Here is a 17582-nt window from a genome sequence, read left to right as displayed (position 1 = left end):
TTATAAACGTTTAGATCATAAAAAAGCCCTCAATTGAGGGCTTTTTTTGAAGCTAGTACTGATTTAATTCCAGCGGTTTATGCGTTTAAAGGTTCCAAAATCATTGAAACGTACACCAACCTCACGCATGACTTGGTGTGCAGTTTTTGCGGTTAGATGACGAATATAAAACGGCTCTTTGACCACAAAATGGTGGATGGCATGGGTCGAACCAAAGTTAAAGCAAAATAATTGCATTGGGAACAACCACCACGGATTTAACACCTGAGTTTGTTTAATGACATCGCGTGGGTCAATATCACCATAATAATGCATATTTGAGCTGATAAATTGTAAGCAGAAAGAACGTATAAAGTTCGGAATAATCCAAATCACAGCTAAAAAATTAATCGTTGGAATTAATTTCACTAAATTGACTGACCAACTAATACTTTGTCCTAACATTGGAGCAATACCATTCACCACATGATAAATGACAAATACATACCAAATGCCGTAATAAACAAAACTTAAAGGGAAAAATCCAGTCAATTGAGAGAACAATGCCGTTTTACGTTCTTTTTCAGGTTGTTTTTCAATGAATGTCCTAATCATCTTGAACATTTGAAATGGGCGCAAATAAACCGTCATCAATTGATCGCTAATGACCAATATACGACGTAAACCCCACGGCATGCCATTACTAATGCCCCGTTCTTCCAAATCGTATTCTGAACCTGAATATTTATGGTGGTTGAGATGCAAACGACGACGTGCCCAAGGACTAATGGTATTCGGACGTGCTAACCACACCAAGGCTAACATGAGATGGTGAGCCCACGGCGTCTTTTTAAAGTACATATAATGAATCAGGTCATGTTCTAATTCATGTGTCAGTGAAGCAAACATCGCCACCAAAATCACACAAGCCCATGCCGGTAAAATGCCAACAGCAAACGCCCAAGCTGAACCCAACATTCCTAGTAGCGCAAAAATAAGGATGGCTGCGCCTATAAAGTTTTGATGTTTTAAAATGGGATATTGCTGACGTAAGTCTTCACCAGCTTTCGTTACGACAGTTCTGACTTTGTTAATTCGCTGTTGATCTGTCATATCGGAAGACATAGACATAGTACAAACCTAAAAATTAATGAACAGTTGTACATTAAAGCAAATTAAAAAAAAGGAAATCGCTATTTTGAGAACAAATCATCGTCTGTTCAAATATTCAACATTTTATTTATTTTCAATATCTTATTTATAAATAATCTGAGTATTTACTCCATTTTTCTTTGCAAAATCGGCTGCTTTTTATGTCTTTTCATCACAGGTTTTATGTATTCCTTTTTAACCTACAGAGGATGACGAATATCATTTGAGAATAATAAAGCCCCAAAATTGGAGCTTTATTATTGCATAAAGGTTTAACCCAATTTATTCACGATCTTCAACGGCAATACTTTCATCGCAAGACCTAAAGGCAACCAAGGCCATTGTGGTACATAAGCTTTAACTGGTGCTTTCTCAATGGCTTTTGCTAAAAGATGTGAACCAGTTTTTTCATCGACTTCAAATGGTAGTTTTTTCGCACCTTCATTGATCTCCGTACGAATATAACCAGGGAAAATAGTCGTCACTTTAATTGGGGTCTCAATCAGCTCTGCACGAATACCTTCAGCTAGAGCAGCAACACCTGCTTTACTTGCACCATAAGCCGTTAAATGTTTAGGCATACCACGCATAGCACTCATCGACGAAATCACCACCAAATGCCCTGCATTTTGGCTACGGAAAATTTCAACCGCAGCTTCGCATTGCGCCAAAGCAGAGATAAAGTTGGTTTCAACTGTCGCACGGTTAATTTCAAAATTACCTTTACCAATACGACGACCTTCACCGACACCTGCGTTGACAATAACACGGTCAATACTGCCAAAATCTGCTTTAAAGGCACGGAACACTTCAAACACTTGATCGTAATTTGTGACATCGAGGGTTTTCGCAATCACTTTGATGCCATATTGGCTTTCCAGTTCATTTTTTAGCGTTTCTAGACGCTCTAAACGACGTGCACAAATGGCTAAGTTGTAGCCTTTTTGTGCAAACTCGCGTGCCATTCCTGCACCAATCCCTGAGCTTGCACCTGTAATTAAAATTGTTTTAGCCATGATAATTCCTTTGTTTATCTTAGATCCAAGTCAATAAATTTGGATCAACTGCTTTTATAAAATGGTGTTCATTTAAACTGAGTAATTGCGGTTCATTTCCAACCAAACGCAGTGTTGTCATACTGGTATTGGCAATGGCCCAATTAAGTGCAAATGTTTTTTCAGGACTCAGCCCTAAAATTTTACCGACTGCAACGGAGATCACTCCACCTGAACTAAACACAACGGCATAACGCGGTTTGGTTTCAGCCAGTTGAGTGCATAACTTTTCTAGCGCTGTTTCGACTCGACTTTTAAAATGTGGCCAAGATTCATCATATTCATGATGAAATTCTCCGCCTGTCCAACGTTCAATGGCACCTTCAAAAATTTTAGATAAATAAGCACGCGGGTTTTCATGCTTAGATACATCTTCTTTTAATAAATGCGGTTGGTTAAAACGAGGTTCATATTGAGCAAAAACTTGCTGATGATTAAATTCATTCCACGCGTTATCTGTATCAACTTGTGCTTCTGGAAAGCATTCAGCCAATGCAAGATTGGCTGTTTGTTGATGACGTTGCATGGAGCCCGCAACCACATAAGGACTTTCTTTTAAAATACGGTCGAAATACTGTCCCAGCACCTTAGCCTGTAGCTCACCGTTGGGAGAAAGCTTGTCATAGCTTTCTGCACCAAAAGAAGCCTGACCGTGCCGAATTAAATATATCGTGGTCATTTCCCTAAAATATCCTTCATTTTTTCAATATATTTTTGTGCCACGTCATTGGCTTCAAGTTTTTGCAAACCAATAAGTTTTAATGCACGAATATGTAAAGCATGGATCACAATCCAAAAATCTTTAAATGCCGGATTATTGGTTTGTTTATGGTAGTAGCGGTAATAAATTTGCTGTGCAATTACTGCTAAACGGAAAATGCCGAACACTTCATAAAATGTCCAGTTGTCTGTTTGTAGACCAGTTTTTTCTAAGTAATATTCAACGACTTCTTTACGGCTAAACATACCTTTCAAGTTAGTCGGCTGTCGTCGAGTCGCTTTAAAAATTGCGTTATCGCCACTTTCAACCCAATACGCTAAAGCTGAACCTAAGTCCATCAGCGGATCGCCAAGCGTTGCCATTTCCCAATCCAATACACCAATCACTTGGGTAGGATCATTTGGATCTAATATCACGTTATCAAAACGCCAATCGTTATGAATTACACAGGTTTTAGAGTCAGCAGGAATATTGTCTTTGAGCCAATTACGGACATATTTAAAAGAAGGAACATTTAAGGTTTTGGCTTTTTCATAGCGTGCGTCCCAACCTTCCACTTGACGACGACAGTATCCGTCGCCCTTGCCTATTTTTTCTAAATCTGTGCCTTGGTATGGCACTTGATGCAGCTCAACGAGTTTATCAATCACATTGATGCATAATTCGCGAACTTGGCTTTCATCAAAATTTAATTCTTTGGGTAAGTTTGCACGTGGAATGATACCTTCTACGCGTTTCATTACATAGAAATCACAGCCAATCACTGATTCATCCTGACATAGTGCCACCATCTCAGGGAGTACAGGATAAAATTCAGATAATGCCTTCTGAACGTTATACTCACGTGCCATATCATGTGCAGACTTGGCTTTGGTGCCTTTCGGTGGACGACGTAAAATTAAATCAGCATTGTCGTATTTTAAGCGATAAGTCCAATTTGATGCACCACCTGAATATTGAGTGACTTCTACAGGCCCTTCTATTTCAACGCCATGTTCAATCAACCAATTTCCTACAGCACGTACATCCAGTTCTTCACCCTCACGAACTGAACCGCCTACATCGATCACTGACATGCTTTTCTTCCTAAATTTGAATCTATCATGATGATAAAAATATAATTTTCTATAGATTTATAGCATGGACAACTCGGGGTTGCCATGCCAAATATGTGACTACAACTTGTTTATTTTTTACGGCGGCTGCTATAACCGCGCTTTGCCAATTCTAATTTAGCAATCATACCTTTATGCACTTCATCAGGGCCATCAGCTAGACGTAGTGAACGTGCTTGCGCAAAGAAACCTGTGAGCGGTGTATCTCGAGAAACCCCAGCACCACCGTGAATTTGAATCGCCATATCGACAACTTTTTCTAAGACACTCGGCGCAACTACTTTAATTGCAGAAATCTCGGTTAATGCAGCCATATTCCCTAGAGTATCCATTTTATATGCTGCATAAAGGGTCAGTAAACGTGCCTGATCAATCGCAACACGTGCTTCTGCTACGCGTTCTAAATTGCCACCGAGTTTTAAAATTTCTTTACCAAAAGCAGTACGGCTCATACCGCGGTCAATCATCAGTTCTAGCGATTTTTCGGCAGCACCAATACAACGCATACAATGATGAATACGGCCTGGGCCTAAACGACCTTGTGCAATTTCAAAACCTTGACCAGCGCCGCCAATGAAGTTTGCAACAGGAACACGAACATTTGTGAAACTAATTTCACCATGTCCATGTGGCGCATCATAGTCGCCAAACACAGGTAACATACGTTCGATTTTGACTCCAGCAGTTTCAACAGGTACTAAAACCATAGAATGCTGATGATGACGGTCTTTGCTTTCATCTGGTGTATGCGCCATAAAAATAATGATTTTGGCATTAGGATCACCTAAACCTGAAGACCACCACTTACGGCCATTCAATACAATTTCGTCGCCTTCAACGACAGCCGTAGCTTCCATATTTGTGGCATCACTTGAAGCAACAGCAGGTTCTGTCATACAAAATACCGAACGGATTTTGCCGTCTAGTAATGGTGTTAACCATTGCTGCTTTTGTTCTTCGGTACCATAACGCCAAATCACTTCCATATTGCCGCTGTCTGGTGCATTGCAATTGAATACCGTGGGTGCAAGTAAACTACGACCTGAAAGTTCTGCGATGTGTGCATATTCTTGTACAGATAAGCCTTGCCCAAGTTCAGGACAAGGTAAGAACATATTCCATAAGCCTGCAGCTTTGGCTTTATCCTTTAAAACCTCTAACTGTGCTGGCCATTGCCATTTGGTCCAATCACCACCTTGGTTCAACTCATGAACTTCTGCCCAAAACTCAGTTTCTACAGGCTCAATTTCATCTTTAATAAATTTTTTTGTTCTTTCAATATAATCTTGTGCACGTGCTGAAAGTTCAAACATGACAACATCCTTTAAATATTATGTTCTTTACGCTTTACAACACCATAACCTGAAATCTAATATGAACAAAATGATTTAATTCAATAGATGAACATGAATAGTATTCATAAAAACACCGTCATCGATATGGGTGTGTTTCACCGTATGGATATCAATTTATATCCACTTTATATCGCGATTTATGAACAAAAAAGCATTTCAAAAGCTGCAAAAATTTTGTGTATTACTCAGTCTGCAGCGAGTCATGCACTTCAACGGTTAAGACAACATTTACAAGATGACTTATTTGTACGTGCTGGAGCAAAAATGCTTCCGACGCCATTTGCCGAGCAGATTTATCCTGTAATTAAAAATGCGCTTATTGCGATTCAAAGTATTTCTATCCAAAAACAACAATTTACTCCTTCAATGGTACAGAGCTTAAAAATCGCGGTACATGATGAAATTGAGCCGATCATTTTTCCCAAGTTAGTTGAACACTTTCAACAGCAGCAGTTTCAGATCCAATTTTCCAGTATTAAATTAGATCGTAAAACCATTGTGGCTGATCTAGCTGCACAGCAAATCGATTTTGCGATTGACCTTGAGCAAAACTTTGGTGAAAAAATAAATTTTCAAACCTTAGTTGAGGACCAATTCGTGGTTTGTAGTCAACATCCTAAGATGGATGAACATATTTACCTATCTGCTCCTCATATTGGGGTTTCTTCCCGACGTGCAGGTGTATTAGTTGAAGATATTTATTTAAATCGTAAAAAACACTCTAGAGAGATTTTTTTACGCTGTCAGCATTACTCTACTGCGCTACAAATTTTGGCACAGCAACCCAAGGCGATATTGACGATTCCACAAAATATTTTGACGCATTTACAGGTTGCTCCCGAACTGAATATTTTTGATGTACCTGTAAACTTGCCTAAAATTAAACTAGGGATGTATTGGCATAATGATTTGGAATTAAATTCGCGGCATGTTTTTTTGCGAAGCGAAATTTCTAAAATATTTGCTTAGGCTATTTTAATGAAATATCACTTTGCTTAGGCTATTTACATGGATGTAGATTGAATTTCGCGTGATGAAACTTGCTGTATATTTATAGATCAAATACTGATTATTTAGGGTATTTTTAACTGACCGTCGGTTTATTCGACAGCCATAAATCATGAGTTCTTATAAAATCTAAACTCCTGTTTTTATGCGATATGACTCGTTCATATCATTGTGTATGCTTTCAAATCTCTCCGCGAATTGGCTCATGGCTTTAGGTGCAGTACTGTGCCTGATCACAGTCTATGTTCTCTATAAAGTCACTATATTCTTAAAGGATTTTTTTCAACCTTTTAAGAAAGGAAAATCTTACCTCTGCCGTGTATCCGATATTAGTGATGGCGATACCCTCACCTGCTATCGGATGAATCTAAGACGTTCTAAAACCAAACTTCGCTTTGCTTATGTGGATGCGCCAGAATCGACACAAGCCTACGGTAAAGAGTCAGCCCGCCTGATCAAATCCATGGTTTATAAGAAATTTGTCCGCGTAAAAATAACTGATGTAGACCGTTATGGCCGCTGCGTTGGGGTTATTTATCGCTATCGTAAATGCATGAATGAAGAAATGGTAAAACGTGGTGCTGCGTGGGTGTACGAAGAATACATCCGTGACCAAAAGCATTTGCACTATATGATGAATTTACAAAGTAAAGCACGTAAACAAAAGAAAGGTTTGTGGAAAGCCAGTCGTCCAATGCGCCCTAAAGAGTATCGTAAATTACATAAATAACAGACCACATTACAGCATGGCTAAGGAATATTTGATGACTTAGCCATGTCTAATATTTGACCTTTTTTTACTTCGCTATACAATAATGCTGCCCTTTTGGGCATAGAAAATACATTAGATAATTAAAATTGGAATAATAATGACTGAACTTACTTCAAGCGAATTGAATCCGTTTCAACAAGATCAAAATATTCAGCCTCAAATTCAAAAAGCCGATCATCCCCTGTCTCCTGAGGGACGTTTTGGCCGCCTGTCTTATTTAGCGTGGCTATTTATCATTAGTATGATTTATACCTGCCTATTGGGCATCAGCGTCGCGCTAGGTCTTTTTGCATTTTTCAATTCAGCAGAACGTAGTATTGAAGCACTTTTTAATTCATTTTTAGGACTCAGTGCGATCGCTCTCATTGTCGCTTCCATTATTGCAATGTTTGTCGCAATGATCTGCATTACGATTCGTCGTTTACATGATCTAAATAAAAGCGGTTGGCTCTGTTTAATTTTTCTCATCCCACTGGTCGGAACCATCTTTAGCATTTATGTGATGGCTGCAAAAGGCACCGAAGGTGAAAATAAATATGGCATAAAACGTCCAACGGAACAAACAGAGAAAGTTATTGGGTCATTGTATCTAATCCTGATGATTGTTTATTTATTGGTCATGATCCCATTGATGTTCAATATGCAAAGTATGATGAACAATTTAGAACAAGCGCAATTACAAGAACAAGCGATGATGTCTGAAGGTGAACCTGAATTAACGGATGAACAACTTGCGGCTTATTTAGAGCAAGCTGAATCAGAAGGTGAAGAACTTGCTTATGCAGATGGTGAAAGTGTAGAAATTTCAGAAAATGCAGACAGCTCAGCAGAAGATGCTGCAATTGCTGCTGCAGAAGCTTCTGTAGAATAAACTCGCATTGTTTAAGTTATCAATTCAACGATATGCATTGAACGATAAGCTTTAAATGAAATGTTATACAAGAAAACCTGTGTGCGCGCAGGTTTTTTTATACCTGTTTTTTATGCTTTGAGTTGTTCACTTGAATTGAAAATAAATTAGGCGTACAGTTGCGATAATTTAGTTACCCTAGTTAACTATCATGAATACCTCATTAGGTTTCCGCTCTTCACTTCTGCGCTGTGCGCGTCTCATAAGTGATGAAACCAACACGATTTTATTGCCCTATCAATTGAACTATTCGCTTTGGCAAGTCATGTTTGTCATCCGTGAAAAAACCGCTTGTACATCTATTGAAATGGCTGAATATTTAAACGTATCCAAGCCATCCATCACTAAGCGTGTCAAAATTCTTGCGCAGATGGATATTTTGAGTCATGTACAAACTAACGATAAACGTCAAAAGAAAATGATGCTCAGCGAGACTGGACGTGAGTTATTTCAGCAATGTGCAAAAGACATAGATGCCTTTGAGCAGCGCCTGATCGCGCCATTAGCAAGCCAAGATATCCAACACTCCATTCAAATTTTACACCGTGTCATGCAAGAACTTGAACAAAACACTGTAGGTGATGATCATGCAAGATAACGCACCACTTTGGACTCGAAATTTTATTTTAGTCAGCGCCATTAACTTCCAATTGGTTTTAACCTTTTATCTCTTGGTTGTGGTGATCGTGGGCTATGCGGTGGCTGAATTGGGTGCGACTACAGCCCAAGCAGGTTTAGTTTCAGGCTTGTTCATTGTCGGCACATTGGTCGGGCGTTTATTGGTAGGCAAGTTCCTAGAACGCTTTGGACGTAAAACGACACTGATCGTTGGTTTAATTGGCTTTTTAATTTTTTCTGGTTTTTACTTCATTCAGTCTGGCGTCGGCATGTTGCTCTTCATACGCTTTATGCATGGCTTTATGATGGGTATGGCATCAACAGTGCTGGGTACCTTAATTGCCCAAATCTTACCAGCGACACGTCGCGGTGAAGGCATTGGCTACTACAGCATGAGTAGTACGTTAGGTACGGCTATTGGGCCATTTCTTGCAATTTGGATGATGTTACACATTGGTTATCACGCGATTTTTATCGTTTCTACGATTATCGCATTGAGCTGCCTATTGGTTGCCTTACTGATTCAAGTGCCCGATTTACCCAAAATCAATAAACCCCTCGATACTGTTGAAGCCGTCAAAAAACCAAGTTGGATTGCTCAATTTGTAGAGCCTAAAGCATTACCGATATCATTCATCATGCTTTTCGCTTCAATCTGCTATTCAGGCGTTTTGTCTTTCATTAACTTTTATGCCAAAGAAATCGATTTGGTTGAAACAGCCTCGTTTTTCTTTTTGATGTATGCCATTGCGATTTTAATTTCTCGCCCATTTACTGGCCCTTTGATGGATCGTAAAGGTGAAAATATTGTGATCTACCCTGCTTTTGTGATTATGGGCGTAGCATTGGTACTGCTCAGCATCACTCAGAGTTCATGGATGCTTTTACTTTGTGCCGGCTTACTTGGACTCGGTTATGGCAATATTCAGTCGGTCTGCCAAACAGTTGCCGTGAAAAGTGCACCGCTTGAACGTATGGGCTTTGCCACTTCGACTTTCTTTATCTTTTTGGATGCAGGCTTAGGCTTTGGACCATACTTTATCGGTAAATTGCTCGACCATATTGGTTACTCACAATTGTATTTGTATAGCGCATTTGCTGCCTTTGCATGTATGGGTGCCTACTACATTTTACATGGTCGTTATGCCGTTCGAACCGCTTAAACTGTATTTAAACATCAAATCGTCGGCTGAAACGTCGACGATATTCTAAGGGGCTCAGCCCAGTTTTTTTCTGAAATAACCGTCGAAATGAGCTTGGGTCACTATAGCCAACATCTCGCATAATCAGATCTAAAGCATGTCCCGTTTCTTCTAAACGCTTTCGTGCAGCTTCAATCCGTATCGATTGTAAGTATTGATTGGGAGGAATATCCAAAGCCGCTTTAAAATGTCGAATCAATGTCCTCGTTGTCACATTAAACTGCGCTGCAAGTTCATCTAAGACAATATTTTCATAATAATGCTGTTCTAACCAATCTTGAACTTTTTGCACCAAACCATCCTGATGCGGTTTAGATATTTTCAATAATGAATAAGACAACTGACTATCACGACGATAATCCAATACAAATGATTTTGCCGTATGGATTGCCGTTTCAAAACCATAAAAACGTTCTATTAGGTGTAGTCCCAAATCAAACCATGCTAAGCCGCCGCCTGCACAATAGATATTTTGATCATGGCTAATCAGCTGATCTGCATTCAGTTTCACCAAAGGATAGCGTTCACGAAACATTTGCTGAAAGCCCCAATGCGTCGTTGCCTGCTTACCATCTAAAAGCCCTGCTTCTGCCAGAAAAAAATTACCCGTACAATTTCCTGCGATCAGTCCGCTCTGCAATTGCCGAGTTTTTAATAACTCGATTAGTGCTGAATTTTGCGCTAAAACATCTAAGATCGGCGCGCCTATCGTTGGAACAATGATGATATCTGCATCTGTTATTTCAGAAAATGCTAAATCTGCATAAAGCTTGATGCCATTGATACATTGCACTGCTTGACCATGTTGTGAGGAAATTTTGACCTGAAATAGCCGCTGCACATTTTGTTTTTGAATCCGGTTCCAACTGACTCCCGCCATTGCAAATAGATCAACAACCCCTGTTATCGCAGAAGCCAAAGCACCATCAAATGCTAAAATTATGATTTTCTTCATTTAAATTTCAAATTATCAAAATGTCATTTTTGACTTATTAAGTGTCATTATTGACAATTCTATATCTAAAAATCAACTGCTAGGCTTAAGCCATAAAATTCGACCCGATTAGAGATTGATCAATGGCGCAGTTAATCAATGACAAAGATTTAAATTTTTTGCTATTTGACGTGTTTAAAGCGCAAGACTTAACGCATTACCCACGTTTTGCTGAGCATGATGCTGAAACCTTCAAAAGCATCCTAGAAACTGCACAAGGTATTGCTCAAGACTTTTTTGCACCCCATAACGCAACAGCCGATCAAAACGAACCTACGTTTGATGGTCAACAGGTTAAAACCATTGCTGAAGTCAAAACGGCATGGAAGCAATTTGCAGATGCCGGCTTGCTTTGTGCGCAGCATGATTATGATGCAGGCGGTATGCAACTTCCGACTTTGATCAACATGGCTGCAAATGCTTATTTCATGTCAGCAAATCCTTCATCAGTGGCTTATTCATTTCTAACCGCTGCGGCTGCAAATGTGATTCAAGCTTTCGGTACGACTGAACAAAAAGATAGGTTTGTACCGCATATGTTCAGTGGTCGCTTTGCAGGAACGATGGCTATGACTGAACCTGATGTGGGTTCATCTTTAGGTGATTTGACCACAAAAGCTATACCGCAAGCCGATGGTACCTACCTCATCAAAGGCCAAAAGATGTTTATTTCAGGGGGTGACCAAGACATCACTGAAAATATCGTGCATTTGGTCCTTGCTCGCATCCAAGATGCACCTCAGGGCGTAAAAGGTATATCTCTGTTTATTGTTCCGAAGTTTAAAACCCTGAGCGATGGTTCACTTGCAGGCGCCAATGACGTTCAACTGACTGGCTTATTACATAAAATGGGCTACAGAGGTACAACATCGACAGTACTGAGCTTTGGTGAAAAAGACCAATGTACAGGCTATCTGATTGGTGAAGCAGGTGCTGGTCTTAAATATATGTTTAAGATGATGAATGAAGCACGAGTCGGTGTCGGCTTAGGTGCAGCCATGATTGGATACCGTGGCTATTTAGAGTCACTCGAATATGCCAAAAACCGTCCACAAGGTCGCTTAGTATCAGATAAAAATCCTGCCTCAAAACCTGTCAATATTATTCAACATACAGATGTTAAACGGATGCTTTTGGCACAAAAATCCTATGTGGAAGGCGCACTCGCATTATGCCTATTTGCTGCACGATTAATTGATGAACATCAAGCCGCTAACAATGAAGACAGTGCGCTGTTATTAGATTTAATTATCCCTGTCGTCAAATCATTCCCTTCTGCCTATGGACCAAAAGCCAATGATTTAGCCATCCAAGTTTTAGGTGGTGCGGGCTATACCCGTGAATATCCACTTGAACAATGCTATCGCGACAATCGCTTAAATCCGATCCATGAAGGTACATTTGGGATTCAATCTTTGGATTTGTTGGGTCGTAAGCTTTGGCAGCACAACAGCAGAGGTTTGATGCTGTTATTACAACGTATGCAAAATACGATTGATCAAGCTCAACATCCAAAAACGGAAGCGCTTGCAGCGATTTTTTCAGGGCATTTAAACACGGTGAAGAAAACCACACAAAGTTTGGGACAAGTCCTCGCACAAGGTCGTGTCGATCAGGTACTGGGTAATTCTGCCTTGTATCTAGACATGATGGGCAAAGTCATCATTTCATGGCTATGGCTTGAAATGGCTAATCAAGCTCTTGTGAAATTTGAACATTCAGATTTAGCTGAAGATCAACAATTCTTAGCCGGTAAATTACAAGCCGCGCAATATTTTATCCGCTGGGAATTACCTGAAATAGAGCACCAAGCCAAGTTATTGCTAGAACTTGATGATACTTGCCTCAACATGCAAGAAAGTTGGTTCTAGTCACCCGTTTAGCTCAGTCCTCAATGGGCTAATCTGGACAAGGTTTTCACGGATGAAAATCTTGTCCAACCCTATCTATTCCAATAAAAACTGCTATAAAAAGAGGAACTTATTTTTCGTTCCTTTTTTATCAAAATTGAGTGCTATACGTTGCAATTATTGAAAGACTTTAAAACGAGCTGCATCATCCATATAACCTTTTTCTTTCGCTTCACCTTCCACTGAACCAAAAACCAATTGAGCACGAAGTTTCCAATGCGCAGGAATGTCCCATTCAGCATGCACTTGTTCATCCACAATTGGGTTGTAATGCTGTAGTGATGCGCCTAAACCTTCGGTGTGTAACGCAGTCCAAGTCGCAAATTGGGCAATGGCAGTTGAGTGTTCTGCCCAAATTGGAAAGTTTTCTGCATAAGATGGAAACTGTGCTTGTAGACCACTGACCACATCTAAATCTTCAAAGAACAAAACCGTACCTAAACCTGCTGCAAAACTTGCCATTTTCGCGATCGTCTTCGCAGCACTTTCTTCATCTTTTGCATAAGATTTTAATTTGTCAGCGACTAAACCCCAAAATTTTTCGCTTTCACCATTAAATAAAATAACAGCACGAGAAGATTGTGAATTAAATGAAGACGGGCTTTGTTTAATCGCTGTTTGGATCAAATCAGTTAAATATTCTGTGCTTAGGCTTACATTGTCCCCAATAGCATAAATAGTGCGACGTTTGCTTATCAGGTCAATAAACTGATTTGACATATAAAATGATCCTTTAGAATATAATGTGCAGATGAGTCAGAAACATTTGGAATGATAAGTATCGCGACTTTCCAAATGTTGGAATGCTTCTCTTGCTTGATGGGTCACTATGAAACAGTCACTTGTCGAAGTAAATCTGAAGTTCTGCTGTACATATAAAAAATCCTCCTAAGCGGAGGATTTTTCGACTAAAACCTTATGAAGTTTAGAATTTTGCTTCTAGCACATTCGCTGACACTTTGTTTTTCCAAAGCTCACGTAAAATCGGTAGATAGAATTTTTCACCTAGCTCGACCAACTCTGCATCAATCAAACCATGAACTTCGTGCATGAATAGATAATCCAGTTCAACAGTTTGTAATTTTGACTGTGCTTTTTTATATTCTTTGCGCTTTTGCTGTGCTTTTTTTACCAAGTTATCTGCATAAGCACGGTCTTTATATTGGGCAATAGCATTCAAACGTAGTTCAATTACGCCCCAACCACTGAGTAGTAATTTAAATTTTTCAAAATCTGTCGTTGTCGATTCCCAGCTCATTTCTTCTAGATTTTCATTTTCAGGCAAAACTGGTAGCAAAAGCTCCATAACACTTGGGAAAATCTTTTTAAAATTCAAAACAAATTTAACAGGATGCTCGCCCGGATAGTCTTTAAATTGAACGTTCTTTTGGACATCTGTCAAATAGATGGTGAGCATTAGGGGAAATCCTTAAATAAAACACTGTCTTGCAAATATTTATTCAAACAAATGTCAAATAGCAACGAAAACAGAAAAAGAAAGGCATTTTAACAAGTGTGCCAATGAATTCAAAGCCCAATCCAATGAATTGCTCGCTTAATCATCAGGCCTTTCTTCATTTTGTTCGTTCCCCTATTTTTAATAAATCGTCTGGTTTCTATACATACATTTCAAGATGAATATGAATCCAAAGAATCTGTATTAGGTAGGATCCAGCTGAAAAATAATTCAATCATATATCCAATAAAAAGAGAGGCTGAATATGAATCAGCCCCTCTTTTTATTTTCAAACACTCTAGATGAATGATCTCAAACCAATTTATTTGGTATTGGGTGAAACCATTTGCTCAGGACGAACCACTTCATCAAATTGCTCTGCAGTGACTAAACCGAGTTCTACCGCAACTTGCTTTAGAGTTTTACCTTCTTTATATGCAGTTTTAGCAACTTTTGCAGCATTTTCATAACCAATTACAGGGTTGAGCGCCGTAACTAACATTAATGAATCATGTAAGAAATGGTCGATTTTTTCACGGTTTGGCTCAATGCCTACTGCACAGTGGTCATTAAAGCTATTACATGCATCACCGAGGAGTTGAATAGATTGCAATAAGTTAAAGGCAATAACAGGCATAAACACGTTTAATTCAAAGTTACCCGATGCCCCCGCAACATTAATAGTTGTGTCATTTCCAAGTACTTGAGCAACCACCATTGTCATGGCTTCACTTTGAGTTGGATTGACCTTACCTGGCATGATGCTTGAGCCTGGCTCATTTTCTGGAATGCGTAGCTCACCAAAACCACAGCGTGGGCCACTGGCTAACCAGCGCACATCATTGGCGATTTTATTTAAACTTACAGCAAGTGTTTTTAATGCTCCTGATGCAAATACAGCAGCATCACGTCCTGCAAGTGCTTCAAATTTATTTGGCGCAGTGACGAATGGCAGACCCGTTTGTTTCGCAAGTTCTGCTGCTGCTTTTACAGCATATTCAGGATGTGCATTCAGACCTGTACCGACCGCTGTACCACCTAGTGGTAATTCATACAGTCCTTCTAAAGCTTGATTTAAACGCTTCAAACCATGATCTAGCTGTGAAACATAGCCGCTAAACTCTTGGCCTAATGTTAAAGGCGTTGCATCCTGTAAATGTGTACGGCCAATTTTAACAATATCTTTAAAATCGTTAGATTTTGCTTCTAAAGTATTACGCAGTTTCGTTACTGCAGGAATTAAAAGCTCATTGATTTGTAGACTTGCAGCCACATGAATTGCGGTTGGGAATGAATCGTTGGTCGATTGAGCACGATTGACATGATCATTGGGATGGACAGGTTTTTGTGAGCCCAACGGATTACCCAGTTTTTGATTGGCAATATTGGCAATTACCTCATTACAGTTCATGTTACTTTGCGTACCTGAACCCGTTTGCCAAACTACCAGTGGAAATTGTGCATCCCACTGCCCTGAGATCACTTCTTCGGCTGCATTGACGATATAACCAGAAAGTTCCTGAGGGATTTGACCCAATGCTGCGTTGGTGATCGCAGCTGATTTTTTCACGAGACCCATTGCACGAATCATTGGACGTGGTAAACGTTCACCACCAATTTTAAAGTTTTGCAAACTACGCTGTGTTTGTGCACCCCACATCGCATCGCTAGGTACTTCAACATCGCCCATTGTGTCATGTTCAATACGTGTTTGCATAAATGACCTCATATCCTTATCTATAAAACTTGAACGTCTGTGCAGAATCAAATTTTGCTGATAAATACAGTTTAGGTAACTTGCTTAGACTTGTAAATAATAACCATTATCAATTACAAGTGGTTTATTTGATAATCTTTATCGTGATTTTATAAAGAAAAATCATGCACGACGATTAAATTTACCGAAAACAAGACGAGTTAATTACCTCTTAATGTTTGTTGATAGAAACGCCATTCATCTTCTAGCATTTTCTTTAAATCTTGTTCAGGCTGCCAATCAAAAGTACTTTTCGCTTTCTGTGTACTTGCCCCAAGCTGGTCATATTCATGGCTTGGGTAAAAACTAGATTCGACCGTCTTAATCTCCGCCTGTGTCACTTCTGAAAGCGTATCCAACAGTTGCTGTATCGAAACCAATTCACCTGAAATATTAAAGGCCTCGCAAGTAAATTGTTGCTGCGACAACCATTGCAAACATTGCCACACCGCCTTACAGCAGTCGAGTACATGCAAGAAACTCCTTTCCACAGTACCATCTTCAGTTTTGGCTTGTTTGCGAAGTTCAATAAAGTCTCGTTGTAAAGCCCCGACTTGCATCGCTAGTGGTACGATATTTTTTGGCAATGGCGCTACAAACTCACCTAAAACTGCATGCTCGAAAGCACCTGCGACGTTTCCTAAACGCAAAATCGCAATTTTCCACTCATTATCAGTACGTGCCGTATCCCGTATAATTTCTTCCACCATTTGTTGAGATTTCACATAGGGATTTGGATAGGTAAAATTGATTTCTGTGTCTTCTGTTAATTCTGCCGACGACTGTCCATATACCGCTAAACTTGATAAATGGATCAGTGTTCGTACACCTGTTCGCTGCATAGCACGCAGCAAACTCATGATACAACTGACATTATCATTATAATATTCAAGTGGTTTAAGGACGGATTCTTCCAATGACTTAAAGCCTGCCGTATGAATGACAGCATCGACGGTATATTGTTCAAATACTTTATTGAGTGCGGGAGTATTGCGAATATCGAGTTTGACAAAAGGCACATACATGCCTGAAATAAATTCTAGTCGTTCAAGTGTTTGTAAATTTGCATTGGATAAATTATCCACAATAATGACTTCTTGACCTTGAGCCATTAAACTCAAGGCTATATGTGAGCCTATAAAGCCTAAACCACCAGTCACTAAAATCATTGTTTAGATACTCCTTATAGTTATCAAGCTTTTACAAATCTTTGGCATCATCTTGGTGTCGTCACCAACTTATCTACAGATCTAAATTTTGAAACTTCGCCTCAGCATTTTTCATGAGCCGAACAATCTGCAAGAGCATTCTTGTTTTATCTTACTGCTTTAGAATTTTGACTGTGTTGCAGTTATGGATATTAACTGTATTTGATTTACGACAAATGACCTCGCTAGCGATCCAATTTGAAGACATCACAATTATTCGTGGCATTTGAGTGAACGCGTTTAGAAGAAGATATTTAAAAATAGTCGCACGGCAAACATATTACACAGCAACAAAATATTAGAGATGATCTTATCGAATGAGCAAATTGAATTGAGCAGTCTGACTATTTTTGAGGTGGAGAAGCAGGATG

At 39.4% G+C, this 17582-nt stretch carries 16 protein-coding genes; 6 read left to right on the top strand and 10 right to left on the bottom strand.

The features are described 5' to 3' along the window. Nucleotides 1-63 precede the first annotated feature (63 nt). The 5 genes from FTV50_RS04280 to FTV50_RS04260 form a co-directional block, all read right to left on the bottom strand. Nucleotides 64-1110, bottom strand: a complete 1047-nt coding sequence (locus FTV50_RS04280; protein ID WP_180023621.1) for a fatty acid desaturase — start codon at nt 1108-1110, stop codon at nt 64-66. Nucleotides 1111-1403: 293 nt separating this feature from the next. After that, on the bottom strand, nt 1404-2147 hold the full coding sequence (locus tag FTV50_RS04275; RefSeq protein WP_180023620.1) for an SDR family oxidoreductase: 744 nt from the start codon (nt 2145-2147) through the stop codon (nt 1404-1406). A gap of 19 nt (nt 2148-2166) precedes the next feature. Continuing rightward, the gene (locus FTV50_RS04270; protein WP_078193820.1) at nt 2167-2865 is read right to left on the bottom strand and encodes a histidine phosphatase family protein; all 699 of its coding nucleotides are present in this window, start codon (nt 2863-2865) and stop codon (nt 2167-2169) included. Continuing rightward, nucleotides 2862-3983: a phosphotransferase family protein gene (locus FTV50_RS04265; protein ID WP_180023619.1), complete on the bottom strand. Its 1122-nt coding sequence runs from the start codon at nt 3981-3983 to the stop codon at nt 2862-2864. The genes FTV50_RS04270 and FTV50_RS04265 overlap by 4 nt, the downstream gene beginning before the upstream one ends. A gap of 110 nt (nt 3984-4093) precedes the next feature. Further along, a complete protein-coding gene (locus FTV50_RS04260) occupies nt 4094-5335 on the bottom strand; it encodes an acyl-CoA dehydrogenase family protein (RefSeq protein WP_180003722.1) in 1242 nt (413 codons plus the stop codon). Nucleotides 5336-5428: 93 nt separating this feature from the next. On the opposite strand from FTV50_RS04260, the gene FTV50_RS04255 reads away from it, so the two are divergent. The 5 genes from FTV50_RS04255 (at nt 5429) to FTV50_RS04235 (ending at nt 9848) form a co-directional block, all read left to right on the top strand. Then, nucleotides 5429-6346 (top strand): LysR family transcriptional regulator, encoded by a 918-nt coding sequence (locus FTV50_RS04255; RefSeq protein WP_180023618.1) that lies wholly within the window; start codon nt 5429-5431, stop codon nt 6344-6346. 214 nt (nt 6347-6560) lie between these two features. Then, a complete protein-coding gene (locus tag FTV50_RS04250) occupies nt 6561-7115 on the top strand; it encodes a thermonuclease family protein (protein ID WP_078193824.1) in 555 nt (184 codons plus the stop codon). Nucleotides 7116-7254: 139 nt separating this feature from the next. Further along, nucleotides 7255-8028, top strand: a complete 774-nt coding sequence (locus FTV50_RS04245) for a DUF805 domain-containing protein (RefSeq protein WP_180023617.1) — start codon at nt 7255-7257, stop codon at nt 8026-8028. 190 nt (nt 8029-8218) lie between these two features. Further along, complete coding sequence (locus tag FTV50_RS04240; RefSeq protein ID WP_180023616.1) at nt 8219-8665, top strand: MarR family winged helix-turn-helix transcriptional regulator; 447 nt, start codon at nt 8219-8221, stop codon at nt 8663-8665. Continuing rightward, on the top strand, nt 8649-9848 hold the full coding sequence (locus FTV50_RS04235; protein ID WP_373423555.1) for an MFS transporter: 1200 nt from the start codon (nt 8649-8651) through the stop codon (nt 9846-9848). The genes FTV50_RS04240 and FTV50_RS04235 overlap by 17 nt, the downstream gene beginning before the upstream one ends. A gap of 7 nt (nt 9849-9855) precedes the next feature. Here the strand turns inward: FTV50_RS04235 and FTV50_RS04230 are convergent, their stop codons facing one another. Further along, nucleotides 9856-10842 carry a GlxA family transcriptional regulator gene (locus FTV50_RS04230; protein WP_180023614.1) on the bottom strand — a complete coding sequence of 329 codons (987 nt, stop codon included), beginning with the start codon at nt 10840-10842 and terminating at the stop codon, nt 9856-9858. A 122-nt stretch (nt 10843-10964) separates the two neighbouring features. Between FTV50_RS04230 and FTV50_RS04225 the strand changes: the two genes are divergently transcribed. Then, the gene (locus FTV50_RS04225; RefSeq protein ID WP_180023613.1) at nt 10965-12752 is read left to right on the top strand and encodes an acyl-CoA dehydrogenase; all 1788 of its coding nucleotides are present in this window, start codon (nt 10965-10967) and stop codon (nt 12750-12752) included. 156 nt (nt 12753-12908) lie between these two features. Here FTV50_RS04225 and FTV50_RS04220 read toward each other — a convergent pair whose 3' ends face one another. The 4 genes from FTV50_RS04220 to FTV50_RS04205 form a co-directional block, all read right to left on the bottom strand. After that, nucleotides 12909-13511, bottom strand: coding sequence for a nitroreductase family protein (locus tag FTV50_RS04220; RefSeq protein WP_180023612.1), 603 nt, complete (start codon nt 13509-13511; stop codon nt 12909-12911). 205 nt (nt 13512-13716) lie between these two features. Continuing rightward, complete coding sequence (locus tag FTV50_RS04215) at nt 13717-14208, bottom strand: hypothetical protein (protein WP_180023611.1); 492 nt, start codon at nt 14206-14208, stop codon at nt 13717-13719. 361 nt (nt 14209-14569) lie between these two features. Next, the gene (fumC, locus tag FTV50_RS04210) at nt 14570-15964 is read right to left on the bottom strand and encodes a class II fumarate hydratase (protein ID WP_078193830.1); all 1395 of its coding nucleotides are present in this window, start codon (nt 15962-15964) and stop codon (nt 14570-14572) included. 200 nt (nt 15965-16164) lie between these two features. Continuing rightward, on the bottom strand, nt 16165-17172 hold the full coding sequence (locus FTV50_RS04205; RefSeq protein WP_180023610.1) for an SDR family NAD(P)-dependent oxidoreductase: 1008 nt from the start codon (nt 17170-17172) through the stop codon (nt 16165-16167). Nucleotides 17173-17582: the final 410 nt, after the last annotated feature.

This window comes from Acinetobacter sp. YH1901134 (assembly GCF_013416965.1).
Classification (GTDB): Bacteria; Pseudomonadota; Gammaproteobacteria; order Pseudomonadales; family Moraxellaceae; genus Acinetobacter; species Acinetobacter amyesii.
The sequence above is the reverse complement of the archived record's forward strand: the minus strand, read 5'-3'. Positions and strand labels throughout refer to the sequence as shown.

What these genes read in the sequence shown, in the direction of transcription:
- FTV50_RS04270 (WP_078193820.1), bottom strand. Translation starts at nt 2,865, where the DNA reads ATGACCACGATATATTTAATTCGGCACGGTCAGGCTTCTTTTGGTGCA.
- FTV50_RS04240 (WP_180023616.1), top strand. Translation starts at nt 8,219, where the DNA reads ATGAATACCTCATTAGGTTTCCGCTCTTCACTTCTGCGCTGTGCGCGT.
- FTV50_RS04265 (WP_180023619.1), bottom strand. Translation starts at nt 3,983, where the DNA reads ATGTCAGTGATCGATGTAGGCGGTTCAGTTCGTGAGGGTGAAGAACTG.
- fumC (WP_078193830.1), bottom strand. Translation starts at nt 15,964, where the DNA reads ATGCAAACACGTATTGAACATGACACAATGGGCGATGTTGAAGTACCT.
- FTV50_RS04205 (WP_180023610.1), bottom strand. Translation starts at nt 17,172, where the DNA reads ATGATTTTAGTGACTGGTGGTTTAGGCTTTATAGGCTCACATATAGCC.
- FTV50_RS04275 (WP_180023620.1), bottom strand. Translation starts at nt 2,147, where the DNA reads ATGGCTAAAACAATTTTAATTACAGGTGCAAGCTCAGGGATTGGTGCA.
- FTV50_RS04220 (WP_180023612.1), bottom strand. Translation starts at nt 13,511, where the DNA reads ATGTCAAATCAGTTTATTGACCTGATAAGCAAACGTCGCACTATTTAT.
- FTV50_RS04250 (WP_078193824.1), top strand. Translation starts at nt 6,561, where the DNA reads ATGCTTTCAAATCTCTCCGCGAATTGGCTCATGGCTTTAGGTGCAGTA.
- FTV50_RS04225 (WP_180023613.1), top strand. Translation starts at nt 10,965, where the DNA reads ATGGCGCAGTTAATCAATGACAAAGATTTAAATTTTTTGCTATTTGAC.
- FTV50_RS04215 (WP_180023611.1), bottom strand. Translation starts at nt 14,208, where the DNA reads ATGCTCACCATCTATTTGACAGATGTCCAAAAGAACGTTCAATTTAAA.
- FTV50_RS04230 (WP_180023614.1), bottom strand. Translation starts at nt 10,842, where the DNA reads ATGAAGAAAATCATAATTTTAGCATTTGATGGTGCTTTGGCTTCTGCG.
- FTV50_RS04235 (WP_373423555.1), top strand. Translation starts at nt 8,649, where the DNA reads ATGATCATGCAAGATAACGCACCACTTTGGACTCGAAATTTTATTTTA.
- FTV50_RS04255 (WP_180023618.1), top strand. Translation starts at nt 5,429, where the DNA reads ATGAATAGTATTCATAAAAACACCGTCATCGATATGGGTGTGTTTCAC.
- FTV50_RS04245 (WP_180023617.1), top strand. Translation starts at nt 7,255, where the DNA reads ATGACTGAACTTACTTCAAGCGAATTGAATCCGTTTCAACAAGATCAA.
- FTV50_RS04280 (WP_180023621.1), bottom strand. Translation starts at nt 1,110, where the DNA reads ATGTCTATGTCTTCCGATATGACAGATCAACAGCGAATTAACAAAGTC.
- FTV50_RS04260 (WP_180003722.1), bottom strand. Translation starts at nt 5,335, where the DNA reads ATGTTTGAACTTTCAGCACGTGCACAAGATTATATTGAAAGAACAAAA.